This is a genomic window from Paraherbaspirillum soli (genome assembly GCF_042654985.1).
Taxonomy (GTDB): Bacteria; Pseudomonadota; Gammaproteobacteria; order Burkholderiales; family Burkholderiaceae_D; genus Paraherbaspirillum; species Paraherbaspirillum soli.
The window spans coordinates 186,180-210,897 of the sequence record NZ_JBHSMT010000005.1 but is presented as its reverse complement, the minus strand read 5'-3'; the positions used below and the strand labels follow the sequence as shown (position 1 = coordinate 210,897).

Here is a 24,718-nt window from a genome sequence, read left to right as displayed (position 1 = left end):
AAAGGCTGCTTATTGAAAGCAATCCGAAGCAATCGAATTACTTGCCTTCGACTACGGCGAACAGATCTTCTTCGCGCAGAACCAGCAGTTCCTGGCCGTCGACCTTGACCGCTTGACCCGAGTATTTGCCGAACAAAACGCGATCGCCAACCTTGACTGCCAGCGGACGGACTTTGCCGTCATCCAGAATCTTGCCGTTACCGACGGCCAGGATTTCACCTTGATCCGGCTTTTCAGCAGCTGCTTCTGGCAGCACGATACCGGATGCGGTTTTAGTTTCCAGGTCGAGACGCTTGACGATGACGCGGTCGTGCAAAGGACGAAGATTCATATTTGACTCCTTGAGATTCAACAGGTTATTTGTATTTGCGGCAACTTCGCAGCAAAGTGAACTGCACCGCTCAGCTTGGCTTTCGAATGCGCCGCACAGTGACTAGGTCGTTAGGGCTTGTTAGCACTCTCTCCCGACGAGTGCTAAGTATAGGGACGCTATGCTGTTTTTTCAAGCCCGCATTTTTTTGGGGGCTATCGGAGTGGCGCAAGGTTTTGTCGCCTCAGTGCCGTTTTCTTGGGAGCGGACAGTAAAAGCAGCCGCACAACCCGATTTGGCAGCATTGCGAGCACACGCAGCTGATATGCTCAATGTTTTTGCTCGGAAATTTTCCCAAAAAACATGCTTACCCAGCCTAATCAATCAGAACCGCGTCCGAAACTAGCATCTCTGCCCTTACTAACGATATCGCTTCTGCTCGTCAATCTCGGCGTCTTTATCACGCAGGTCATCAGCGGCGTCAGTCCGACGTCGCCAAGCAATGTAGACATGATTCGCTGGGGTGCCAATCTGGCGCCGCTCACGCTGACCGGTGAGGGCTGGCGCCTGGCTACCAGCATGTTCCTGCATATCGGCATCGTTCACCTACTGTTCAATATGGCCGTGCTATTGGCTTGGGGACCATCTGCCGAGCGTTATTTCGGCAAATTCGCCTTTGCGGTGCTGTATCTGTTTTCCGGCATTGCCGGCGGGTTGCTGAGCGCAGTCTGGCATGGCTATCACCAGGTTTCGTCGCTCCAGATGACGGTCGGGTATCAGTTTGTGCAAACCACGCGTCCGGACTTGATCGTCAGCGCGGGGGCATCCGGGGCGCTGATGGGGCTTGCCGGCGCATTCCTGGCCGCCAAGGTGTTTGGGCATACGGATAAGTTCGGGGAACTTGAGCGCGTGAGCGGCAAGAACGTCGCCTTGGTCGTCGGCATGAATCTGGCCTACGGCTTTGCCAATAGCGGCATCGACAACGCTGCGCATATCGGCGGGCTGCTCGCCGGTTTTGCGCTGGGCACCGCATTTTGCTGGTCGCATGGGCTGGGCAAATCGACGCAGTATTTCGTCAAAGGCGTGCTGGCGGCGCTGACACTGGTATCGGGGATTCAGGGGCCGGCGGCATTTGCGAGCAGCGATTTGCAAGATTTGAAGGTGCAGCTCGTCGCGGAACTCGACGCCCAGCAGCAAAAAGACCAAGCCGAGCAGGAGCAGCGCGATGCGGAAAAGCTTGCGCAGGAGGATGAGAAGCAGCGCGCACCGAGTGTCAGCAAGGAAGTGGCGGAAGGCGCGCAGGTCGCGATTGGCAGCGGACCGTCCGGCTTCACAGTCAGTGCGGATGGCAAACGGCTTTATGTGGCCAGTTTTGAAGCGAATACCGTGTCGGTGATCGATCTGGCCAGCAAGAACGTAGTCAAGACCATCGGCGGCAAGGCGCAGCCCATCATGGGCGGCTGCCCGCAGTGCCCTGGCGTGCGGGGGCCGGCGATCGCCGTCAGTCCGGACCAAGCCCTTGCCTATGTAGCCGACCTGGCCGGTGATGCCGTCAGCGTCGTCGACCTGCATGCCGGCACAGTGATTGGCAAGGTTGCGGTCGGCAGCTGGCCGCGCGCCATTGCACTGTCGTCCGACGGCAAATTCGCCTATGTGCTGAACATCGTCGACAACACGGTTTCGGTGATTGATACAGCCGCGCAAAAAAATATCGCAACGCTTGCCTTGAGCAAGCCGTCGACGGAAGGTTTGCCGCCCGGTCGCCCGGCCTCGCTGACCTTGTCCGCCGACAATCAACGCTTGTTCGTGCTGGATGGATTGGACAATTCGCTGTACGTCTTCGACACGGCAGCGCGCCGCGTGCTGAAGCAAATTCCGTTGCCGGCCGAAGAGAATGCGTATGACATCAAACTTCAGCAGGGTGGTAAATCGCTGTGGGTATTGAGCGATAACCGTTTTTCCCTGATCGACACGGCAGCGCTGGCGCTGAAAAAGCAGTTGCCGCTTTGCGAAGGCACCCACGGCTACAGCTTTGACATCAATGCCGACGGCACGCTGATAGCGCTGCCGCTGAACGAAAGCCAGCGCACGCTCTTGCTGCGCCCGGCCACGCGCAAGGTTGTCGGCGCGCTGCCGGCCGAACATGGGCCGGGTGCGATACGTCTTCTTGCCGATAATAAGAGCTTGCTGGTCATGAATGACAATGCCGCCAGCGTCACGCTGCAGGATGTCACCAAAACGATGAGTCTCAAAGAAGCGCAGGCACTAAACGACGAAGCGCAAAATAGCGAGGGACTGTGCTGGCAAACCCCGGGTGCTCAATCCGCATTTGGTCAATAGCTTGAATTCGGCTGTCGCCAGCTTCCGGCGGCAGTCGGTAAATTTTTTATAGGACATCCAAGTCATGCATCGCATCGCCAGATTGATTTTCCATACTCATCCACGCCTGATGTTGTCGTTGGTCCTGGGCGTAGTCGTCTGGGCGCTGCTGCCGAAAGGCTCGGCCATCACGCGCGCGCTGATCGGCTGGAACGCCGGGGTGTGGGGTTATCTGATGGCGATCTGGTGGATGATGGCCAGGGCGCGGCCGGCGCAGGTAAGAAGGCGCGCTGCGATCGAGGATGAGAAGGACACCGTGATCCTGGCGCTGATTTGCGTAGCAGCCATTTCCAGCATCGGCGCGGTGGTGTTCGGGCTGTCTCAGGCCAAGGATTTCTTGCCGGGTCCTAAAGAACTGCGCTATCTGTTCACCGGGCTGACGGTGCTGGGTTCGTGGTTCCTGGTTGGGACCATTTTTGCGCTGCACTATGCCCGGATTTTCTACAGTACTGCCGGCGACAAGTTGCCGCTGCGTTTTCCTGACGATGAAAAGAACCCGGATTATTGGGATTTCCTGTATTTCTCGTTCACGATGGCGGTCGCCGTGCAGACTTCCGATGTCAGCGTAATGACCCGTTCGATGCGCAAGACCGTATTGACGCAGTCGGTGCTGACCTTCTTGTTCAATTCCGCGATTCTGGGTTTGTCGATCAATATAGCGGCCGGGCTGGTGTCTTGAGCTGCCGTAACCCGTAGGTCGGAAAAGCGCAGCGCCTTCCGACGCAGCAGACCGCTGAATATCGAAAAGCGCATGACTGATGCGTTTGATGGACTTGGCAGGTAGATCCACTATGCTCGTCGGAAGGGTGTAGCAGGGGTTTCAGATGGCATGTCATCTGCCTGCGTAACGGTATCCGCTTGTAAGCGGATACGCGCCCTGCAAGGGCTGCGCTTTTCCGACCTACTGGCCGTCGAAAAAAAAGGGGCCGAGTTTTTTATAAACTCGGCCCCTTTTTAACGTACTACGAACAACGTCCGCTTACCTTTCTATTGCCAGCCATAGCGCCGCGCATACCAGCCTTTCATCGCCTGCGTCAGCACCGCATAGGCCACCAGGATCGCTATCAGCCAAGGGAAATAGGTCAGCGGCAGCGCTTGCATCTTGAAGTAATTCGCCAGCATCGACATCGGCAGCAGGATGCCGACCATCATGATGACGATGGTCATGCTCAGCAGCGGCCAGGAGGCGCGGCTTTGGAAGAACGGAATCTTGCGGGTGCGGATCATGTGCACGATCAGCGTTTGCGACAGCAAGCCTTCGATGAACCAGCCCGATTGGAACAGTGTTTGATGCTCCGGTGCATTGGCGCCGAAGACGTACCACAACAAGGCAAAGGTGCTGATGTCGAAGATCGAGCTGATCGGGCCGAAGTAGACCATGAAGCGACCGATTTCGCCAGCGTTCCAGCGCTGCGGTTTTACCAGGAATTCTTTATCGACGTTGTCGAACGGGATCGTGATTTGCGAAATGTCGTACAGCAGGTTTTGTACCAACAGCTGTAACGGCAGCATCGGCAGGAACGGCAGGAAGGCGCTGGCCACCAGCACTGAAAACACATTGCCGAAGTTGGAGCTGGCGGTCATCTTGATGTATTTCAGCATGTTGGCGAAAGTTTTGCGGCCTTCCAGCACGCCTTCCTCCAGCACCATCAAGCTCTTTTCCAGCAGGATGATATCGGCGGCTTCCTTGGCGATATCGACTGCGGTATCGACCGAAATGCCGATATCCGCGGCGCGCAATGCCGGCGCATCGTTGATGCCGTCCCCCATGAAGCCGACCACGTGGCCCTTGTCGTGCAGCACGCGCACGATGCGTTCCTTGTGGGTCGGGCTGAGCTTGGCGAACACGGTGGTGGTATCGACGGCGACGCTCAGTTCGGCATCGCTCATGTTTTCGACATCCGAGCCGAGCAACATGCCGTCGACGGTCAAGCCTACCTGACGGCAGATTTTTGCGGTCACCAGCTCGTTGTCGCCGGTCAAAATCTTGACCGTAACCCCATGTTCCTTGAGCGCGGTGAGGGCCGGTTTGGTCGATTCCTTCGGCGGATCGAGGAAGGCGATGTAACCGATCAGCACCAGCTCGCATTCATCGGCGACGCTATACACTTCCTTGGTCGGCGGCAGATCCTTGGCGGCGACCGCCACCACGCGCAAGCCCTCGGCGTTCAGGCTGGACGTGGTTTCGTAGATTTCTTTCAGCAGTTCCTCGGTGAACGGCACCACCTGGCCATTGTGACGGGCGTGGGTGCAGATCGAGACGATCTCTTCCACTGCGCCCTTGCAGATCAATTCGTGATGGTCTTCGCGTTCGCTGACCACCACCGACATCCGGCGCCGCTGGAAGTCGAACGGGATTTCGTCGACCTTGCGGTAGGCCGATGCCAGCGCCATTTCGCGTTGCAGTTCAGCGTGTTCGAGGACGGCAACGTCGAGCAGGTTTTTCAGGCCGGTTTGATAGTGGCTGTTGAGATAGGCGTATTCCAGCACCAGGTCGTCCGGCTCGCCCAGAATGTCGGTGTGGCGTTCCAGGAAAATCCGGTCCTGCGTCAGGGTCCCGGTCTTGTCGGTGCACAGCACATCCATCGCGCCGAAGTTTTGAATCGCATCCAGCCGTTTCACGATCACCTTCTTGCGCGACAGCGCCACCGCGCCTTTGGCCAAGGTCGAGGTGACGATCATCGGCAGCATTTCCGGGGTCAGGCCGACCGCGATCGACATCGCGAACAGAAACGCCTCGACCCAGTCGCCTTTGGTATAGCCGTTCAGGAAAAACACGATGGGCGTCATCACCAGCATGAAGCGGATCAACAGCCAGCTGACCTGGTTGACGCCGGCCTGGAATGCGGTCGGCGCGCGGCTGGTGGCGGTGACGCGCTCGGCCAGCGCGCCGAAGTAGGTTTGATTGCCGGTGGTGACCACAATCGCGGTGGCCGCGCCGCTGACGACGTTGGTTCCCATGAAGCACAGGTTGTCCAGCTCCAGCGGGTTGTTGACACCGGTGCCGCGGTGAGTGATGAATTTCTCGACCGGCAGCGATTCGCCGGTCATCGCGGCCTGGCTGATGAACAGGTCTTTGGCGGTCAGCAAACGGAGGTCGGCCGGGATCATGTCGCCGGCCGACAGCTGGACGATGTCGCCCGGCACCAGCTTCTTGATCGGCAGTTCGATGCGTCGTGCGGCCCTCGGATGCAAGTTGATATCAGCGTTTCGTACTGCTTCTTCGCCATTGTCTGCAGGGAGGTCGTGGCGCAGTACCGTCGCGGTATTGCTGACCATTTCCTTGAGTTTGTCGGCGGCAGTGTTGGAGCGCGATTCCTGGATGAAACGCATCAAGGTCGACAGCACCACCATCGAGCCGATGACCACGGTGGCTTTCATGTCCTCTGTGACATACGACACGCCGGCCAGCACTGTCAGCAGCAGATTGAATGGATTTTTGTAGCATTGCCACAGATGCACCCACCATGAGATCGGCTTTTCGTGCTCGACTTCGTTGGGACCGACCTGGTCGAGAATCTCGTCCGCCTCGGCTTCGGTCAGGCCATCGGCGCGGCTACGCAATTGCGTGAAGAGTTCGGTGATATCGAGATGCGCTGCCGACGACAGTTTTTGCGCCAACGGTATCGGCACTTCCTTGGTGACCGGCGTACTGCGGAACATGTCGGCGCCAAACCGGCGGAAGTGGCGATCCATGCCATGCGAGCGAACAAAACTGACGAATGTTTCTGTGAGGAGATTCAAATTCATGGGTGTTCTTCTTCTTTCATGCAATGCGTTCGGCTGTCGGCGATTATCGTACCTGAATCACCGTGGCGATTTTTAACTTTATGTTAACGAGCGGCAATCTGTCTGGATGACAGGCACTTTGTAACAGCGAAAAAAGTGCGACCGGCGCGGCCACAGACTGTAATTTCGATCAATGACATCTTGATGACAGAAATCGCGTGTTGCCCTCGCGGACGGCATGTTCGAGCAGTTTCGATAGCGCGGCCTGCCGCTGTCGGAACCAATGATGCGCAGCGCGATGCCGGTAGGGCGACGCAGCTTTGCAAAGATCAGGTAGAGGAAAACTGAGCGTCCGGAAACATGTTCCGAACATCGGGATACCATCATCCGCCAGTGGCGAGACGACGGCAGGGGAGTCCTGCGTTATCTTGCCGAGGCGGCGCCAGAGCTGGTCTGGCAACAACTGTCACTCGAACAAGTGCCCATTAAGGGGCTCCATAAAATTAAGACCAGCGGATATTAGCCGCGCCACCGATGGCGGTCAAGAAAAATTGCACGGGGCTGGACGGTGTCGTCAGCTACGTCGTTATACGGCTGTTTTGATTGGATTTTTCCACGATTTTTCAAACGGCATTGCTGCCTGCTATTTATCTCATCTTGTTTTGAGGAATGCAAAAACTATACTGAAATGACAATTAAAGCCAAGGAGATCGTCATGCTCAACCTGATATCGCACAACCTCCTGTTCTTTGTGCCGATAACGATTGCCGGGGTGGTACTGTTCGGCGAGGTGCCGGTTGCATCAAGACTCGCCAAAGGCAGCCTGCGGGCCATCGGCGCCATTTGCGGTGCGTTGTTGGCGCTGATTCTTCTGGAAACATTGCCGGCCCTGATTTGACTGCTTGCACGCTACTGTCGGGTCGTGCAACTTGTGGGCCGGTTTGCCTGATACGGCCGCAGATTCCCGTCCGCTGATTGGTCCAGGCCAATCGTCATATTTCGCCTATTTCTGTCGTTGGCATCGCGTGATCGCGTGGGATAATCCTGCGCAAACTTACTTTCTCACCGGTGCTCATTTGAACAAACTCCACGCGCTCAGCCTCGCCGCCGCTTTATCCTCTTCCGTATTGTTGTCGAACAGTCAGGCTCAAGAGTTGCCGCAGCCGTTCAGCAAAGCGTTGCAAGTCGCCGCCATTCCGGCGCAGAACGTCGGCGTGTATGTACAGGAAGCCAGTGTCGGCGGCAAAGTGCTGGCGTCGGCCAATGCCGGCGTCGCGCTCAATCCGGCGTCGACCATGAAGCTGGTGACTACCGGTGCGGCGCTGGAATTGCTGGGGCCGACCTACAGTTGGAAAACCCAGGCTTATACCGATGGCAACCAGGTCGGCAATGTATTGCAGGGCGATTTGATCTTCAAAGGCAATGGCGATCCCAAGCTGGTGCTGGAAAACTTCTGGCTGTTCCTGCGCCAGATTCGCGCCAAGGGGATTCGCGACATCCGCGGCAACGTGGTGCTGGACCGCAGCACCTTCGATGAGAACGCCTACGACCCGTCGCAGTTCGACGGCGATCCGATGAAGCCCTACAACGTCGGCCCGGATGCCTTGCTGCTGAATTACAAAGCGATTACTTTCCGCTTCGCGCCGGACCAGAGTAGCGGCCAGGTCAATGTTACGGTCGATCCGCCGCTGGCCGCTTATCCGATCAAGGCGCCGCGCCTGGGCAAGGGCGGTTGCGATGACTGGCAAGGCAAACTGCAGGCCTCCATCGACGCCAACGGCGCCAGTTTCAATGGCGTGCTGCCGGCGTCCTGCGGCGAGAAGACCTGGTACGTCAATCCCTACAAGATGAACTCGACCCAATATTTCGGCGCCGTGTTCCGACAAATGTGGGCCGACCTGGGCGGTACTTTCAGCGGCAGCGTCAAAAGCGGCGCGCTGCCGCCCGAGGCGCGCCTGATTACCGAATGGTCCTCGGTCAGCTTGCCGGAGGTGATTCGCGATATTAATAAATACAGCAACAATGTCATGGCGCGCCAACTGTTGCTGACGATTGCGGCCGACATTTTGAAGCTGCCGGCGACGCCGGAGCGCGGCGCGCGCGCAGTGCAGAGCTGGTTGGCCAACAAGGGTATCGATGCGACCGGCCTGGTGATCGAAAACGGCTCTGGCCTATCTCGCAGCGAACGTATTTCGGCGCTCACGATGGGACGCATGATGGCCGCCGCATTCCAGTCGCCGACGATGCCGGAGTTCGTTTCTTCGATGCCGCTGGTCGGTTACGACGGCACCATGCGCAAACGCCTGAAGAGCCAAACCGTGGCGGGCCAGGCGCACGTCAAAACCGGCACCTTGAACGATGTGCGGGCGATTGCCGGTTATGTGCTGGCCGCCTCGGGAAAATATTATGCGGTGGTATGCCTGATCAATCACGCCAATGCCCCGCGCGGGCAGGCGGCGCAGGATGCGCTGTTGCAGTGGGTGTATGAGAACGGTTGAGCTTGACCGCCGGTCGGCAAATGCTGACCGGCCCTAGGCTTTCTCCATCACCAGTCTCCCGACGCACCGCCGCCGTCGAAACTGCCGCCGTCGCCGGAAAGTCCGCCGCCACCGCCAGAGCTGCCGCTATCGCCGCCGCCTGAGCTTGACAGGCTGCCAAGAACGAAGCCGTTGGTGGTGTCCCTGGTGTTGTTGTCAAGTGAACTGCCATTACCCCTGCCACCACGAGCCTTGGTGCTGCCGCCGCGCACTTTGGCGCGAGCACTTCGCCTGCGCGACACGATGGCGGCCCATCCAGCGAAGCCAAAAAGCAGCAAGAACGCTGACACCAGGGCGATAAACCAGCCGGGGGTGGGCGCATGTTGCCGCTCCGGGTTGCGGGTAGGAGCGGCAAAATGTTCCTGTGCCAGCAGCGGCATGATGGCCGAGACGCCGGCTGTCAACCCGCCGTAATAATCGCTTTTGACGAAGTACGGGGCGATGACGTCTTGCAGTACCCGCTTCGATTGGGCATCGGTCAAGCTGCCCTGAACCCCGCGCCCGGTGGCGATCATCATGCGGCGCAAGGCCTTGGGATTGTCTTTGGCGACGATCAGGATGACGCCGTCGTCTATCCCCTTGCGGCCGACTTTCCAGGCATCGGCGACACGGATGGCGTAATCCTCGATGCCCTCCGGCTCGGTTTTGCTGATCAATAGAATCGCGATCTGGCTGCCGCTGCGTGCTTCGTATTCGGCCAATACATGTTCCAGCGTACTGCGCTGCCCGGGCTGGAGCATGCCGGCCAGGTCGGTGACGTGCGCATGCAACGGCGGCACTTGCACCTGGGCCGCCAGTGCTTGCGCACCGGCCGGCATCGCGCACAGCGCTAGCAGCGCCAGCCACCATGCCAGCGCCAGGCGCAACAAGTCATGCCGCGCCCGAGGAAGCGATGCCGGTGCAGCGTGGGGCATTATTTCTTGCCGCCGAAATCCACTTCGGGCGAGGTCGAAATGGCTTTTTCGTTATCCACCGTGAAAGATGGCTTGACCGCGTAATCCATCGCCTTGGCCGTCAGGTTGGTCGGGAAGCTGCGTGCCAGCACGTTATAATCCCGGACCGCCACGATGTAACGATTACGCGCAACCTTGATGCGGTTTTCGATGCCTTCCAGTTGCGATTGGGCATCGCGATACAGGCCGTCGGCTTTCAGCTGCGGGTAATTCTCGGACACCGCCATCAGGCGCGACAACGCCGACGACAGTTCGCCCTGCACTTGCTGGAATTTATTGAATGCTTCCGGATTGGTCAGCACCTCCGGCGTGATCTGGAAACTGGTGGCCGCCGAGCGCGCCTTGGTGACCGCCTCGAAAGTACCTTCTTCGTGGACCGCATAAGCTTTCACGATCTGCGCAATTTTAGGCACCAGGTCGGCCCGCCCCTGATATTGGTTGATCACTTCGCCCCAGGCGGCCTTGACCGCTTCATCCTTGCTCTGGAAATCGTTATAACCGCAAGCGCTGAGTAGCGAGGCGAAGGCGGCAATTGCCAGCCATTTAAAATAAGTTTTCATTAAGCAATCCTGATAAAAAGAAACAATCGTGGCGCACGTTAGCAAACTATTGACAGCGCCGCAAGTTACAATGCAGGGTTCGTCTTACTGAGGTTTTACCGTGACTTTCATCGAGAAATTATCCGCCGCCTGGACCGCCAACAACTCACTGCTGTGCGTCGGGCTTGATCCCGATATTGCAAAACTTCCGCCGCATTTGCAGCAGCAGCCGGACGCCATCTTTGCCTTTTGCAAGGCCATCATCGACGCCACCGCCGCCACTGCCTGCGCCTTCAAGCCGCAAATCGCCTATTTTTCAGCGCTGCGGGCAGAAGATCAGCTGGAAGCGATTTGCCTGTATTTGCGCGAAAACTATCCGCACATACCGATCGTGATGGACGCCAAGCGCGGCGATATCGGCGCCACTGCAGAGCAATACGCGCGCGAAGCGTTCGAGCGCTACGGCGCCGATGCGGTGACGGTCAATCCGTACATGGGATTCGACTCGGTGGCGCCGTATCTGGAGTGGAAGGACCGCGGCACCATCGTGCTGTGCCGTACCTCCAACCCGGGCGGTTCCGATTTGCAGTTTTTGACGGTCGACGGCGTGCCGCTGTATCAGCACGTGGCCCGTCTGGTGGCGGAGAAATGGAATACCAACGGCCAGTGCGGCCTGGTGGTCGGCGCCACGTTCCCGCAAGAACTGGCGCAGGTACGCAGCATCGTTGGCGATATGCCGCTGCTGGTGCCGGGTGTCGGGGCCCAGGGCGGAGATGTTCAGGCGACCGTGCTGGCCGGCAGAACCGCCAACGGCAGCGGCATGATGATCAATTCGTCGCGGGCGATTTTGTATGCCAAGCCGGATCAGGCCGCCGCTGAAGATTTTGCCCAAGCGGCACAACGCGTGGCGCTGGAGACACGCGACGCGATCAATCGCTTCCGTACTTGATATCGACTAGCTAGAGTTGCGCTGGAAATTGCGGCGAAATAGTTAAAGGGGGCAGAGTTTTTTCGATGGTTTTATCGTCGAAAATTACTCTGACCCCTTTAACGAACTACGGAGTACATACCGTTGCGGCTAATCGGTTTTTAACAGCCGCAACAAGCCTTGCAACGCATGCAGCACGGTCTGCTCCCGCACCGCATGCCGGTCGCCATGGAAAACCAGTCGTTCGGTATGTGTTTCATGGCCGGAGTGATGGCTGACAGACCAGCCGAAGCAGACGGTGCCGACCGGTTTGCCCGGTACCGCGCCGCCCGGTCCGGCGATGCCGGTGGTGGATACGGTGATGTCGGCGCTACTGTTGGCGAGCGCGCCTTCGGCCATGGCCGCAGCGATTTCTTCGCTGACGCTGCCATGCTGGGCGATCAGCGCTTCCGGGATATCCAGCAATTCGGTTTTGGAAACGTTGGAATAGGTCACGAAGCCGCAGTCGAACCATTCCGACGAGCCGGCGATTTCAGTGATGGCTTGCGCCACGCCGCCGCCGGTACAAGATTCGGCGGTGGAAAGAAACCAGCCTTTGGTTTGCAAAGCGCGACCGATACTTTCGGCGAGCTCCATCATTTGGTCGACGGTTTCTTCAGCGTTGGTGCTTGGGTCCATGTCTGCGCTCCTGATTTATCTGGTCGGTCAGCACATACTGCCACCGCTTGTAAGCAGATGCAATCGGTGGCGAGCCGGTTACATGATCCGCCAGAATGCCAGGGCCAGCAGGGTATAAAACGCCGCCACGATGTCATCCCACATGACCCCGAAGCCGCCCTTGAAATGGCGGTCGAAGTAAGCGATCGGCGGCGGTTTGACCATGTCGAAAAAGCGGAACACGATAAACGCCGCGAATTGCGCCCGCAAGGTCGACGGCGTGACAAATGCCAACACCAGCCAGAACGCAATAATCTCATCCCAAACCATGCTGCCGTGATCCGGCGCGCCGAGGTCATGGCCGGTGCGCTGGCAGGCCCAGATGCCGACGACAAAACCGGCGGCGGCGATCACCAGCCAATTCAGCGGCGAGAAAAATTGCGGCCAGCGCAGCGTCAGCACCACATATGACAGCCAACCAAACAAAGTGCCGAAGGTGCCGGGCATGATCGGCGACAGGCCGCTGCCGAAACCTTGTGCAATCAAATGCGCCGGGTGCGACAACATGAAGCTGGCGTTGGCTTTTTTCATCGGGCCTTCAGAGTGGTGTGGTGCCTGTGTGGTCATGTCGAGCGAAAGTGATCAAAAGAAGTGAGTTGCAAGTCGAGCGCCGCGTCGTTCGCATCATGCAGCCGCAGACCGGACTTGGCGTCAATCGTGCCGATCCGCGTCACGCCGATGGTGGCGGACTGCGCTGCGGCTTGCACTGCGGCGCGGTTGGCGCTGGCAGCGGTAAAACATAATTCATAATCATCGCCGCCCGCCAGTGTGAAGCGGCGCCGGATCGCTTGCGGCTGCCGGCTCAGCACGGTACCCGCAGGCAGGCTGTCGACCGCCAGCGTGGCGCCAACCCCGGAGCGCTTCAGAATATGTCCCAGATCGCCGACCAGGCCGTCCGAAATGTCGATCGCCGCATGGGCGATGCCGCGCAAGGCCATGCCCAGCGCCACGCGCGGCGTCGGCTGATGCATGCGGCTGGCAGCCTGCGCATGGCTGGCCGCATCCAGCACCAGTTCATTGCGATAAGCCGCCAGCGCCAGACGCGCATCGCCCAGCGTGCCGGAGATCCAGATATCGTCGCCCGGCTGCGCCGCATCGCGTCGCAAAGCCTGCCCCGGCAAGGTTTCGCCAAACACGGTAATACAGATATTCAGCGGCCCCTTGGTGGTGTCGCCGCCTATCAGTTCGCATTGGTGCAGATCGGCCAGCGCCAATAAGCCGGTCGAGAACGGTTTCAGCCATTCCTCACGCGCTTCCGGCAAGGCCAGCGCCAGCGTAAACGCCAGCGGCCGCGCACCCATCGCCGCCAGATCGGACAGATTGACCGCCAGACATTTATGGCCCAGCGCAAACGGCTCGGCATCGGGGAAAAAGTGCCGTCCCTCGACCAGCATGTCGGTCGAGATGGCCAGTTGGGTACCCGCTGCCGGCATCAGCAGCGCGCAGTCGTCGCCGACGCCGAGCGCAATATGGTCGATATTGCTGCGCGGCGCGCGAGTGAAATAACGGGAGATCAGGTCGAATTCGGACAACATCCCGGGATTGTACCGAATGGCGGCGCGCAATAGCGAGCCTATTCGACGTTAGGGCACCTCGAAAAACCGTAGCGAGCGGTTCAAGGTCGGGGCGAGAAGCACAGCCGTACGGAGGTACGGCGACGAATGTGTCACCCCTGCAGCCCTGAGATTGGCGGGCTTGCCAAACCCTGCAGTAGGTTTCTCGAGGTGCCTGTCAGTCGCCGCAGTTGGTGGTGCGTGACCCCGCGCCGCGCTGCATGATGTCCATGCCCGCGCTATTGCCGACCGAAATCTGAGTGACGCAGTAGGTGCCGGCCGGTCCAGTCACCTTGGTCACGCGCTGGCCATCTGGCCGGGTTATATCTTCGATGGTGGTGCCGCGCGGTATCGCTGAGGCAGCGATACCGCTTGCCAATTTTTCTTGCGCGCCGCGCGGCGACGCAGGGGGGATAGGCGCATGCGACGGTGCTTGGGCCTGGCGCAGCTCGCGATCGATGCTGCCGACATCGCGCCTGGCGGCGTCTATTATGTCCCTGGCGGATAAGTGGTTTGTCGAGGCTGGCGGCGTTGGCGCTGCTGCACTTGGTGCGGGGCTTGCGGCGGTGGGTGCAACGCTGATCGCCGTTGCGGGCGCTGGATTGCGGGATGCGGCAGCGCGGGCGGGAGGCTGCTTTTTGGCAACTGCGGAATTCTGATGCGGTATTGGGGATGGCGCCGGAGCTTGTTGCGGCACTGGCGGCTGCAATGCCAGCAAATGCACTATCAGCGCCGAGCCGGTGCTAGCCGGTGGCCGTGAGGGCGGCTTCAAATGACGTACGCTGTAAATCATGAACGCATGCAGCACCACCGACATCGTGATGGCCAGCCATACTAGGCGATTGCGCTGGTAATGGTTAAGGAGGCTAGGGCGGATGGGCATGTTGCCAATTAAACCACTATAGCCGTCCTCAGCGCAAGTCCGAGCAGTTTGTAGCTGCTAGCGGAAAGCGATATCAGGCAGCGATGCGGGTAAACACCAGATCCCACACGCCATGACCGAGGCGCAAACCGCGATTTTCAAATTTGGTGACGGGACGATAGTCGGGCCGCGGCGCAAAGGTGTCGGCGGTGTTTTTCAGCAACGGCTCCGCGCTCAATACTTCCAGCATCTGTTCCGCATATTCCTGCCAATCGGTCGCGCAATGCAGATAGCCGCCCGGGGCGATACGCGAAGCCAGCAAGCTGACCAGCGGCCCCTGAATCAAACGCCGCTTGTTGTGCCGCGCCTTATGCCATGGATCAGGGAAAAACACATGGGCGCCGGCCAATGCGCCGGGCTGGATCATATTGGTTAGCACTTCCACCGCATCGTGCTGGATCAGACGCATATTGGTCAGTTGCTGCTCGCCGATCAGTTTCAGCAAACTGCCGACTCCCGGCGTATGGACTTCGACCCCGAGGAAATTCTTTTCCGGCATGCCGGCCGCAATCTTGGCCGAGGTTTCCCCCATGCCGAAGCCGATTTCCAGAATGGTCGGCGCGTTGCGCCCGAAAGCCTGCTCCAGATCGACTGCAGCCTTGTCGTACGGAACGCAAAAGCGCGGCCCCAGTTCCTCGATCGCCCGCGCCTGCGCAGTCGACAAGCGACCGGCGCGCGTAACAAAGCTGCGGATCCGGTGTTCGGTCGGGTCATAAAAAAGAGGTTTGCCGGATTTGTTTTCTGACATGCTGAATAGACGGTTAGGGTGGAGCGGATTGGGACACTGTTAGAGCAAGCAGCGCTATTGTAGCGCCGCGCAATTGCACGACAGCTGCCGCACAAATAAAAACGGCACCTTCAAAAGCCGGTGCCGGTCATGACCTGGAGCGGGTGAAGGGGATCGAACCCTCGTCTAAAGCTTGGGAAGCTTTCGTTCTACCATTGAACTACACCCGCAAGGCGTTGATTTTAAACTAAATTTAATTATTTCTGGGAATCTTGATTTACGAGAATTGCGGAGCGCTCCGCAAAAACTGAATATTCCCTACTTTGTTGACCCCACAATCTTGCCTCTTCGGAGGTAATCTCGTCGCGTCGTTTTGACATTGTCATGACCCAGTAGATCGCTTGCAGCTTGATCTCCGCGATCGTCCGATGTGTCGTCAGCCGCCTTTGCATTAAGGTGTCGGCTGGCCTTTGGCCAGTCTTTGTATTGTGGTGTTCGCCTGACCTTTTACGAGATGGTCAGCCCGCATTCGATCCGCCTAGCCTTCGGCACTCCTTGCGCGACCATTTGATACGACAGGCGAATATAGTCTTGCAATTCGCTGTCTGGCAGCCCAGGTTGGGCGAAATGTTGGATCCATTTCATGCCGCGTGATGCGAAATATGGCGCGGGGCGTAAGCCGGGCATATCCTTGAAAATCTCGTACGATACGTCACTGACCTTGAACGTGAAACTCGGGGCATCGACTTCCCACCCGCCAATCGCAAACACTTTGCCGCACACTTTCCAGACCTGCGCGCCGCCCCACTGGACCACGTACGTCGCCGCCGGGAGCGACTGACAGAATGCATTGAATTCTTCGTAGGTCATACTTAGCGGGCTTTCAATGTTGGAATAATGGTGTCCTGCGCGGGGCGGGGCGCACAGATCGAATTGGCGACCCAGGTCCAATATCGCCATTGCTCAAGACGGTACCACGGCATCTACAGCCCGGCCTCAACCATCAGTTCGGCGGCAGTAATGTTTAAAGCATTCGCCAATTTCAAAAGCGTAAGTAAAGCGACGTTGTTATCTCCTCGTTCAACCCGGCCAACATAGCTTCTGTCGACCTCTGCAAGCAATGCGAGGCGCTCCTGGGAGATATCGTGATTAAGGCGAATTCGCCTAAGCGCCTCTCCAAGAGCCACCAAGGCGGGATCCTGTCGATTTTTTGAGAGATTTGGCATCCCAGGATGATTGAGTCTGAGAACTGAAAAGCCTATCCAACGTCCTGTTGCAATTGCTCGACCAGTTCTTCGACCAGATATCTACGATGTGGTGGCAATTCTTGAATCTTCATTGCGAGATTGATCAACTCTGGCGGTAATCTTTTTGCATCTTTGGTTGATCCTTCTTTTGCCTCCGATGCAGGTTTAGATGGCGGTGGCCCATAGTGCAACCAGTGCTGATCCACATTCAGCCATTTGGCGATTGTCGCCAGCTTATCGTTGGTCGGAATCGCTCGCCCGGTCAGCCATTTGTGCGCCGTCTGTGGCGACACCGCATCGCCTTGGTGTCGAAGATTAAATCGGAGTGCCAGGTCAGTCGCTCCCTGAACCGCTTCCGGGCTGCGTCGCAATGCAAATTCCAGGCGTTTCGAAAACGCCGCTTTCTCATTGTTGGTAGGCATGGTCGCATTCTGCGATATCTCCTAACGCACCACGCCAACTATTTGGGATAAAAATATCTCAAATAGTTTAAAAATATCTTGAATTCGTATAAGATTCGCTTGCTGGAATATTTTTAATCGGTTTGATCTAAGGGAGCCAATAGGCGTACATGGCACTACGTGGAAAAAGCTAATCGCACTACAACAAAGCCAAGACTGTTTGCCAGTATTGCTGCGGTCAAAAAACTGACAAAGCTGGGAGAGTAAGAGAGGCGCATGCCTCTCTCCTTTTTGTTTACCCAGAATGGGCGCAATCTTGGAGGTGCAAGTCCTCCCGTAACCGGCCAGGAGCGGTCACTGGCTGAATCGTGGGCATGAACACAGCGGAATTTAAATTGCGAGGCCTATTCGAATGAGCAGCCGTCTTATAAGAAAAAATGTCGTCAAAGAAGGAACCTGGCTATATGACGAGTCTGTGGAGTGCGACATATGTATCGAATATAGTCCAATTCGGTTCGGCAGCGGTGACTATGAAGATGTGCCGGAGATAAGCGAAGACGTGGAAATAGATACCTACTATGTTTGGTTTGGCTCGACTACGGAGAGGGGACAATTCAATTCCAGCGGTGGTAGTTATTCTTCACTTTCAGAGGCTATCGCCAGCGCGGAAAGTTGGCCTGGTATCGGAAATACTATTAGGTGGCACGATTGAATTCGCGAGATGCCGCAAGCGGCCAGAAGCAGACATTCACGGATTACTTCGTAAGCTCTACAATCCTGCCTTTACGAAGCTAATGTTGTTGGGTCGTTTTAATGTCGTCGTGGCCCGGTAGATCGCTTGCAGCCCGGCCCGTCATATAAAAACCTGAATTCCCTGAGCTTTTCCCGAATGTATTTTGCTCTCGCGTGACGCCTGCCGAAAAGTCGGAGCGCGCAGAAACCATGAAGTAAAACATGACGCAATTCAAACAATCTCGTCTCGAAGCGACAATGCCGTTTGTCATCACAGCATGCGTCAGTCTGCTCTGTGCATTCCATAGCTTGGCCGCAAGGGCCGACGATGCGATGCCGGCAAATGAGCAATGGGCAGTGCACGGGCAATTGACAAACATAACGCAATGGCATCCTCAGTTCAGATCCCCATATAGCGGGCCAAACAGCCTGGAGTCGAACGGCCGCACTGAGGAAACAACGGATTTGACGCTATTCGCAGGTTTGCGACTGTGGCGCGGTGCGGAACTCTGGGTCAACACCGAAATCGACCAAGGCTTTGGCCTTAGCAATACATTGGGCGTGGCAGGTTTCCCCAGCGGCGAGGCATACAAGGTCGGCGCCAATACACCTTATCTTCGCGTTCCAAGAGTCTTCATTCGGCAAGTGATCCCGCTCGGCGGCGCGGAACAACAGGTCGAATCCGCAGCCAATCAATTGACTGGCGTCCGAAGCGCCGACAATGTCACTCTGACCGTCGGCAAATTCTCCGTGGTGGATATCTTTGACACCAACAGCTATGCGCACGATCCACGCGCCGATTTTATGAATTGGTCCGCGATCGACGGCGGCGCATTTGACTATGCGGCTGACCCGTGGGGTTATACGTATGGAGCGGCGGCCGAGTGGAGCCAGGATTGGTGGACGCTGCGAGGAGGACTATTCCAACTGTCCGGCGCACCGAACGCCAAAATCACGCGAGTCGATTTCAAGCAGCGCTCCCTAGTTGGGGAAATTGAAGCGCGCCACCAATGGCAGGGCCATCCCGGCAAGGTAAAACTTCTGGCGTTCGTCAATCGTGCCCAAATGGCACGCTACGCGGACGCTGTGGAATTGGCGCGCGGGACCGGAGCTACGCCTGACGTGTCGCTAGTTCGGCATGACAGATCGCGGGCCGGATTCGTTCTCAATCTGGAGCAGGAACTGACGTCCGACCTCGGCGCCTTCGCGCGCGTCAGCGCCAGAGACGGCAGCAAGGAGACTTATGAGTTCACCGAGATCGATAGATCGCTATCAGCCGGTTTGTCGTTAAAAGGCGATCGCTGGGGGCGTCGTGATGACGTTCTTGGTGTCGCGATGGTCGTCAATGCCCTGTCCGGCGCCGCGCAAGAATATTTTGCGGCAGGAGGGTTGGGGCTTTTGATTGGCGACGGTAAGTTGAATTACGCGCCGGAAAAAATTATGGAGATGTACTATTCGTTGCGTTTAGACTCGCATCTCGCACTTTCTTTCGACTATCAACATATCGCCAATCCCGCCTACAACCGGGATCGCGGGCCGGTTTCAATCTATGGTGTTCGCCTGCACGCGGAATTCTAAAATGCATGACTGTATGACTCCCATTTGATACCGCTTTGTGGGTGCATTTCAAACATAAAAATAATTCCATGCCAATCACGACCTGCCCGAAATGTTCCTACCAGCGTCAACCGACGGATAGCCATATCCATGAAGGCGTTTGTCCGGTGTGCGGCATCGCCTACCAGAAATTCCTGGACCGGCAACGTCTGTTGCAGCAAGCGGGAACGGCGCAGGAAATGCCGCCGTCAGAGCCGCAGATGATTGAATACGAGCCGCAGCTCCCCTGGTTCGAGCGTCTCAAGGCGCGCTTGCTCGAAGTGCCGGAGCGGGTCGAGCCGTTGGCATTCTGGGCGCGTGCCGTGACCTTGTGCGGACTAGCGTTGTGGGGCGGACATTTTGTGCTGGCAGGCATTGACTGGGAAGTCATCGGCGGCTCTTTTTTGCACAACGTCATTTTGCCGTTTCATGAATTCGGACATGTCTTGTTCCTGCCGTTCGGCCGGTTCATGACGATCCTCGGCGGCAGCCTGTTCCAGGTGTTGATGCCGCTCGGCCTGATGGCTGTCTTTGTGATGAAACAGCGAGACAACTTCGCGGCCTCGGTGACGCTGTGGTGGAGCGGACAAAGTTTCATCGACTTGTCGCCGTATATTGCCGATGCAGTGGAGCGCAGCTTGCCGCTGGTCGGCGGCGGTGGCGAAGAATCGCATGACTGGGGCAACCTGTTGACCATGATGCATGGGTTGCCGCACACCCTGGCGGTGGCGCGCAGCAGTTTTGCGATCGGCACTTTGCTGATGCTGCTCGGCCTGGCTTGGGGCGCAACTATCTTGCGTTTGCAGCACGAAGCAATGGTGTCGAACTGAAACGCGTCTAACCGGTTTCGCCGCCATCGTATTGCTCAAGGATGTCGGCAGCTCACTCTGGCCATGCCTGTTTAAAGATCGACCAACACCTCAAACCCGCCATAAATCATGCGCTTGCCGTCGAACGGCAGGTTGGCCGGATTCATCATGTCTGCCATGCGCGGGTCCTTCATCACCTTGTCATTGACCTCGTCGCGATGGGCGCGCGATTCATACACGATCCAGGAAAAAACGACGGTCTCGTCGGCTTCGAGATTGACGCTTTGCGGGAATGAAGTGAGCTTGCCAGGCTTCACGTCGTCGGCAATGCATTCACGGAATTGCAGCGCGCCGTGCTCGCGCCAGATCGCGCCGTATTTTTCCGCCATTGCGCGGTAGGCGTCTACATTCTTTTTGGGAAGCGGCACTACAAAACCGTCGACGTAGGGCATGACGTTCTCCTTGAAGAAATGGATTTGTTGACAATGCGGTGCCTGTTACTTGGCAATCGTAATGTCCAGATTAGTCAGGGGGCGTCACGAAAACAAGGCGTTTATCCACCAAGTTCGCTGGAAGATTTGAGGGCGCTGCTCGTGGAACTGTTTTGCCTGGCGAACCACAGATAAAGGCTGCTGAGTAATACCAGTCGATTGCCACAGCAACTCAGGAGACCAGGCGACAAATGCTCAAGGGCAACAATTGTATTAAGATCGCATTGCTTTAATGAAATATCAGTAATGATGCGCATTACTGATTTGCTGTCTTGCCAGGCATTTCCGTTGCCGTCAATTTTTGTTCAAACACGCTGTCGTGTTTCGCTTCACTGCCTCAGTTGTTCATCGTTATCCAAGCAAGTTGCATCAGAAAAAATCTGTTGAAGAATTTTCACCTCACTTATTTTGGAGAATATTTTGGGAAATGTAGCTATAAAAAAGCTGTTGAGAATTTCGCTGGTTTGTCTGTCGGGCTGCAGCCTGTTGACCGTTTTTGGTCATGCCGATGCGCGCGGTTCTGCGGCCGGTAGTGAAGCAAGAGTGGCGGCCAAGGTCGCTGCCTGCGAATCGGCCTGGAATAGCACGACTCCTTACGTTAGCGGTAACACGGCCAGCTACCGCGGAACCAACTACACGGCAGCATATTGGACCCAGGGCAATTTCCCGGCGACCAGCAGCGGTGCGGCTGAAAGCGGGCAACCATGGATCCCCGGCGCGGCCTGCAGGGAGCTGAAGACCGCTGCAAAACCAAAAAGCCACGATGGGAATTTTTCGCCGGCGACGCTGCAATTCCTGAAAACCAATACGGGTCTCGACGGCGAGCAGTGGGACAACATCATGAAGCTGATTAACAAGCCGGAGCAGGACGACCTCGAGTGGACGAAATTCTACGGCTATTGCGAGAACATCAATGACAGGCGCGGATACACCATCGGCATCTTCGGCGCCACCACCGGCGGTCCTCGCGACACCGGCCCGGACGGTCCGGCGCTGTTCAAGGAATTCGATGCCGCCAGCGGTGCCGCCAATCCCTCGATCGCGGGCGGGCTGGCGCGCATCGGCGTGCATGGTTCCATGCATGGTTCGGTCTTGAACATCACCGATAGCGCGAAAGTCTTCTGCGGCAAGATCGAATCCCTTCAGAATAATGCCGCCTGGAGAGAGGCGATGTGGCACACCTTCTACAACGTCTACATCAAGTACAGCTTGCAGCAAGCGCATCAACGCGGATTCAAATCCGCGCTGACCATCGGCTCCTTTGTCGACACTGCGCTGAACCAGGGCGCCAGCGGTGATTCCGACACGCTCGAAGGGGTGCTGTCCAAGTCGGGCAGCAGCACTGACGAGAAGACGTTCATGACAAGCTTCTACGCGCAACGCACCAAAGTCGTCGACACCAACCAGTACAACAAACCGCCAAATGGCACTAACCGCGTCAAAGAATGGAGCACGCTGTTGAAGCAAGGCGTGACCAATCTCAAGAATGCCGATGCCGCGGTGGTCAAGGTGACCAGCTGGACAATGAAATAAGTTTTGAAAACATGACCGCCGGCAAGCATTTGCAAGTATCTTGCCGGTAGTCAACGATTCCCCTATGGTCGCGTTAAAGCGCCGTACTACCAAACCCGATCCACGTCTTTTCTCGAGCCTATTCATGCGCAAAAACATACTGCCCACACTCATCGCTTTAGCTGCGATTTCCCCCATCACCGGATACGCAAGCGACGCAGGCCGGGACGCTGTCGATCATCTTGCTGCCGTGCCGGCCACGATGGCTGACGCCAATCAAGTCAAGACAAGTCGGGCCGCCAGTGCCGGCATGGTGGTCGATAGCTTTAGCGGCCCGGTCACGGCCAATGAAATAAATTCATTCAAGTCGTATATTCGGAACTTGGTGCCGGCCACCGACAATATCGGCAATCAGTGGGCACAGGGAGCCAGCGGCGAGCAGACCAAGGCAATGGGCCTGGTCTACGAAATCACCGGCGACCGGGCTATCCTGGACAAGATGATCGTCTTTTGCGACAGCGTGCTGTCCGAGCGCAACGACCTGGCCGCAGCACCGGTCGGTCAGCACAAAATCTGGACCGGCCGGGTTGATCCGGTCTGGCCCAATGATCTCTCTGTCACGCCGATCGGTACCGGCGGCGAGCAGGGCGATCCGGTCGGACATCTTGGCAATTGCGCCAAGCTGATTCTGAGCACGCCATCGATCTGGCATCTGAAAGTCGGCAGCGGCGATCCGAAGAATTACGGCGCGGATTATTTTAGTCGCGCCAAGAAATATGTGGAGCAAGCGGATTACAGCATTGACCATCACATTTTCAAATCCTTGCTGAATCTGTCGAAAAATAATCTTTATTATTTTTCCGCTGCATCGCCGTATAAGTCCGGCGAGCCGGTGCCGTGGAACCAGCAGATGATGTTCAACTACGCGTTGCAAAATCTTGCGGCATCTCACGAAATTCTCGGTGACGACCCGGCCCGCGCGGCAAAGTACAACGCCGTCATCAGCGCCAATTTCTCCTCTTTCTTTGCTTCCGGCGTGACGCCTTACGTCAGTAAAAAAGGCCACGAAGTCTACGACTGGGGCTACGCATTGCCCAACCGGACGGGCGAAGACAATAACCACGGCAGTCTCGATATGGTCGGCTTTTATCGCGCCTATGCGAGCGGCCGCTACGGCATTACCAAGGCGGAAATGACCAAGTTCGCCAACACCTATGTCGACGTGGTGACGCGTGGCCCGCATGACTATGCAGGCCGTATGAACGGCGGCGACGGCACCGGCAACAGCGCGCCAACCAATTACGTCAGAGGCGGCTTTTTCTTCCTGGCGGAATTTTTGCCGGCCCAGTATCAAAACATGGTCGGAGCGGATCTCACCGTCGGTAAGGCTACCGGCAAGATCGACCAGTTTTCGCGCTTCTTATGGGCGAAGAATCAACGCTATATAAAAGCGCGATAAAGTCGGACGGCCTTGGCAGGCCATGTGCAACTGGATAAAAACCACCGGCCAAATGCCGATGGCTTTTATCCGATGACAGCGAAGTTGTCAGACTTTAATTCGGATCGCAGTTGGGGTCGCCAAAAGAATTGACGTTGGCAGCGCCGGCCTTAAAGTTCTGCGGGAAGCAAATTTTTTGGTTGCGTATGAACGCGTCAAGCGATCTGGACACGCCATAGTCGCCGCTATAGTTGCCCTTGCTGCTGCCGTAATCCAGCAGCCTGCCGCCCAGCAGACTGTCCAGGCTTTCCTCATATTTCCCTTGCAGCAGTTTGTTTCCCGCGTTGTTGATGTTTTGCACCATCTCATTGACTGTGCCGCCGATGGTCGTGCCCAATTCCGGGGCATAGTTGGAGATCAGCCAGTAAATCCCGGTACCGACCTGATAGCCGGCCGCACCTGCCAGAGACAGTCGCGATCCGGCAAAGATAGCCGTTTCCGTGATGCCCGCAGACGCGCTGAGACTGCCGACCGGCGCGGTTCGGAATTCAAGATAGATGTCGCGAATCGACATATCGATGGTCGGCGCCGCCTGAGTCGTGACCCTTGCCGGCTTGGGAGCGGCGGCGCCATGCTGCACATTGGCTGCAAATGCCAGTTGCACCTCCGCTGAAGAATGCGTGCTGGCAGCGGTCAAAACCGGCAAATAACCGAAAACCTGAGCTAGTCGCGCCAGACGCTTGCCGTCCAGTTTCTGCGCCAGGCTATCGAGCGCCTGTGGATGCCGCCCTCCGAGCGCGCTGGTATAGCTTGCCGCCAGGTCACGCAATTCGCGATCGCTTAAATTGTCAAGCACGCGCTTGGCATGAACAACGTCGGCTTGTGCGAAATTTTCTTCAATGACAGCCGCAAAGTTGGCGCGGACGATGGCCGCCGCATCTTGTGGGGATTGGCCCGGGAGAATGGCGTAATTGGCGTGGAATGCGGATGGTTTTGAACCGGAAAATTCCGGCTCGGCAGCTTGTGCTTGAGCGGAGGCCAGCAGAACGCCGGCCAGTGACAGCGAGACGAAGCAGACATTCATACGGTATTTGAAGAGCGGCATATATATTCCTTTGATTTGGAAACAGCGCAATAGGAGAGGCTCCAACAATCATGACGAACGTTGCGAGGTCCCAGCTGACAGCCAGCAAGATGA

General features: G+C 57.2%; 23 protein-coding genes and 1 tRNA gene. 9 read left to right on the top strand and 15 right to left on the bottom strand.

Annotated elements, in window-relative coordinates:
• Positions 1-37: 37 nt before the first annotated feature.
• The gene (gene groES / locus ACFPM8_RS01880; RefSeq protein WP_378994379.1) at positions 38-331 is read right to left on the bottom strand and encodes a co-chaperone GroES; all 294 of its coding nucleotides are present in this window, start codon (positions 329-331) and stop codon (positions 38-40) included.
• Between the two features lie 489 nt (positions 332-820).
• Between groES and ACFPM8_RS01875 the strand changes: the two genes are divergently transcribed.
• Both ACFPM8_RS01875 and ACFPM8_RS01870 read left to right on the top strand, forming a co-directional pair.
• Positions 821-2,650: a rhomboid family intramembrane serine protease gene (locus ACFPM8_RS01875; RefSeq protein WP_378994376.1), complete on the top strand. Its 1,830-nt coding sequence runs from the start codon at positions 821-823 to the stop codon at positions 2,648-2,650.
• A gap of 64 nt (positions 2,651-2,714) precedes the next feature.
• Positions 2,715-3,368: a DUF1345 domain-containing protein gene (locus ACFPM8_RS01870; protein WP_378994373.1), complete on the top strand. Its 654-nt coding sequence runs from the start codon at positions 2,715-2,717 to the stop codon at positions 3,366-3,368.
• Between the two features lie 308 nt (positions 3,369-3,676).
• On the opposite strand, the gene mgtA is transcribed toward ACFPM8_RS01870, so the two are convergent.
• Positions 3,677-6,439, bottom strand: coding sequence for a magnesium-translocating P-type ATPase (mgtA, locus tag ACFPM8_RS01865; RefSeq protein WP_378994371.1), 2,763 nt, complete (start codon positions 6,437-6,439; stop codon positions 3,677-3,679).
• Between the two features lie 694 nt (positions 6,440-7,133).
• Between mgtA and ACFPM8_RS01860 the strand changes: the two genes are divergently transcribed.
• Positions 7,134-7,316: a hypothetical protein gene (locus ACFPM8_RS01860; protein ID WP_378994369.1), complete on the top strand. Its 183-nt coding sequence runs from the start codon at positions 7,134-7,136 to the stop codon at positions 7,314-7,316.
• A gap of 178 nt (positions 7,317-7,494) precedes the next feature.
• Positions 7,495-8,916 carry a D-alanyl-D-alanine carboxypeptidase/D-alanyl-D-alanine endopeptidase gene (gene dacB / locus ACFPM8_RS01855; RefSeq protein WP_378994367.1) on the top strand — a complete coding sequence of 474 codons (1,422 nt, stop codon included), beginning with the start codon at positions 7,495-7,497 and terminating at the stop codon, positions 8,914-8,916.
• A 47-nt stretch (positions 8,917-8,963) separates the two neighbouring features.
• Here dacB and ACFPM8_RS01850 read toward each other — a convergent pair whose 3' ends face one another.
• On the bottom strand, positions 8,964-9,869 hold the full coding sequence (locus tag ACFPM8_RS01850; protein ID WP_378994365.1) for a TPM domain-containing protein: 906 nt from the start codon (positions 9,867-9,869) through the stop codon (positions 8,964-8,966).
• Positions 9,869-10,468, bottom strand: coding sequence for a LemA family protein (locus ACFPM8_RS01845; RefSeq protein WP_378994363.1), 600 nt, complete (start codon positions 10,466-10,468; stop codon positions 9,869-9,871). Before ACFPM8_RS01845 ends, ACFPM8_RS01850 begins: the two co-directional genes overlap by 1 nt.
• A 100-nt stretch (positions 10,469-10,568) precedes the next feature.
• Here ACFPM8_RS01845 and pyrF point away from each other — a divergent pair, with 100 nt between their 5' ends.
• Positions 10,569-11,396 (top strand): orotidine-5'-phosphate decarboxylase, encoded by an 828-nt coding sequence (pyrF, locus tag ACFPM8_RS01840; protein ID WP_378994361.1) that lies wholly within the window; start codon positions 10,569-10,571, stop codon positions 11,394-11,396.
• A gap of 129 nt (positions 11,397-11,525) precedes the next feature.
• On the opposite strand, the gene ACFPM8_RS01835 is transcribed toward pyrF, so the two are convergent.
• The 9 genes from ACFPM8_RS01835 to ACFPM8_RS01795 all read right to left on the bottom strand — a co-directional run bounded on the left by ACFPM8_RS01835 (position 11,526) and on the right by ACFPM8_RS01795 (position 16,963).
• Complete coding sequence (locus ACFPM8_RS01835; protein ID WP_378994505.1) at positions 11,526-12,014, bottom strand: CinA family protein; 489 nt, start codon at positions 12,012-12,014, stop codon at positions 11,526-11,528.
• 117 nt (positions 12,015-12,131) lie between these two features.
• Positions 12,132-12,623: a phosphatidylglycerophosphatase A family protein gene (locus ACFPM8_RS01830; RefSeq protein WP_378994359.1), complete on the bottom strand. Its 492-nt coding sequence runs from the start codon at positions 12,621-12,623 to the stop codon at positions 12,132-12,134.
• A 32-nt stretch (positions 12,624-12,655) separates the two neighbouring features.
• Entirely contained in the window at positions 12,656-13,627 is a 972-nt protein-coding gene (gene thiL / locus ACFPM8_RS01825) for a thiamine-phosphate kinase (RefSeq protein ID WP_378994357.1), read from the bottom strand.
• 196 nt (positions 13,628-13,823) lie between these two features.
• Positions 13,824-14,528: a hypothetical protein gene (locus ACFPM8_RS01820; protein WP_378994355.1), complete on the bottom strand. Its 705-nt coding sequence runs from the start codon at positions 14,526-14,528 to the stop codon at positions 13,824-13,826.
• A 73-nt stretch (positions 14,529-14,601) separates the two neighbouring features.
• A complete protein-coding gene (gene trmB / locus ACFPM8_RS01815) occupies positions 14,602-15,315 on the bottom strand; it encodes a tRNA (guanosine(46)-N7)-methyltransferase TrmB (protein WP_378994353.1) in 714 nt (237 codons plus the stop codon).
• A gap of 135 nt (positions 15,316-15,450) precedes the next feature.
• Positions 15,451-15,524, bottom strand: a tRNA-Gly gene (locus ACFPM8_RS01810).
• Positions 15,525-15,801: 277 nt separating this feature from the next.
• Positions 15,802-16,164, bottom strand: coding sequence for an MmcQ/YjbR family DNA-binding protein (locus ACFPM8_RS01805; protein ID WP_378994351.1), 363 nt, complete (start codon positions 16,162-16,164; stop codon positions 15,802-15,804).
• Positions 16,165-16,277: 113 nt separating this feature from the next.
• Positions 16,278-16,520, bottom strand: a complete 243-nt coding sequence (locus ACFPM8_RS01800; protein ID WP_378994349.1) for a helix-turn-helix domain-containing protein — start codon at positions 16,518-16,520, stop codon at positions 16,278-16,280.
• A gap of 32 nt (positions 16,521-16,552) precedes the next feature.
• Positions 16,553-16,963, bottom strand: a complete 411-nt coding sequence (locus tag ACFPM8_RS01795; protein WP_378994348.1) for a transcriptional regulator — start codon at positions 16,961-16,963, stop codon at positions 16,553-16,555.
• Positions 16,964-17,896: 933 nt separating this feature from the next.
• Between ACFPM8_RS01795 and ACFPM8_RS01790 the strand changes: the two genes are divergently transcribed.
• On the top strand, positions 17,897-19,252 hold the full coding sequence (locus ACFPM8_RS01790) for a carbohydrate porin (protein WP_378994346.1): 1,356 nt from the start codon (positions 17,897-17,899) through the stop codon (positions 19,250-19,252).
• 68 nt (positions 19,253-19,320) lie between these two features.
• On the top strand, positions 19,321-20,100 hold the full coding sequence (locus ACFPM8_RS01785; RefSeq protein ID WP_378994344.1) for a hypothetical protein: 780 nt from the start codon (positions 19,321-19,323) through the stop codon (positions 20,098-20,100).
• Positions 20,101-20,171: 71 nt separating this feature from the next.
• On the opposite strand, the gene ACFPM8_RS01780 is transcribed toward ACFPM8_RS01785, so the two are convergent.
• The gene (locus tag ACFPM8_RS01780; protein WP_378994342.1) at positions 20,172-20,531 is read right to left on the bottom strand and encodes a DUF1428 domain-containing protein; all 360 of its coding nucleotides are present in this window, start codon (positions 20,529-20,531) and stop codon (positions 20,172-20,174) included.
• Between the two features lie 486 nt (positions 20,532-21,017).
• Here ACFPM8_RS01780 and ACFPM8_RS01775 point away from each other — a divergent pair, with 486 nt between their 5' ends.
• The gene (locus ACFPM8_RS01775; protein WP_378994340.1) at positions 21,018-22,103 is read left to right on the top strand and encodes a chitosanase; all 1,086 of its coding nucleotides are present in this window, start codon (positions 21,018-21,020) and stop codon (positions 22,101-22,103) included.
• A 124-nt stretch (positions 22,104-22,227) separates the two neighbouring features.
• The gene (locus ACFPM8_RS01770; RefSeq protein ID WP_378994337.1) at positions 22,228-23,541 is read left to right on the top strand and encodes a hypothetical protein; all 1,314 of its coding nucleotides are present in this window, start codon (positions 22,228-22,230) and stop codon (positions 23,539-23,541) included.
• Between the two features lie 94 nt (positions 23,542-23,635).
• Here the strand turns inward: ACFPM8_RS01770 and ACFPM8_RS01765 are convergent, their stop codons facing one another.
• Positions 23,636-24,625, bottom strand: coding sequence for a hypothetical protein (locus ACFPM8_RS01765; protein ID WP_378994335.1), 990 nt, complete (start codon positions 24,623-24,625; stop codon positions 23,636-23,638).
• Between the last annotated feature and the right edge of the window lie 93 nt (positions 24,626-24,718).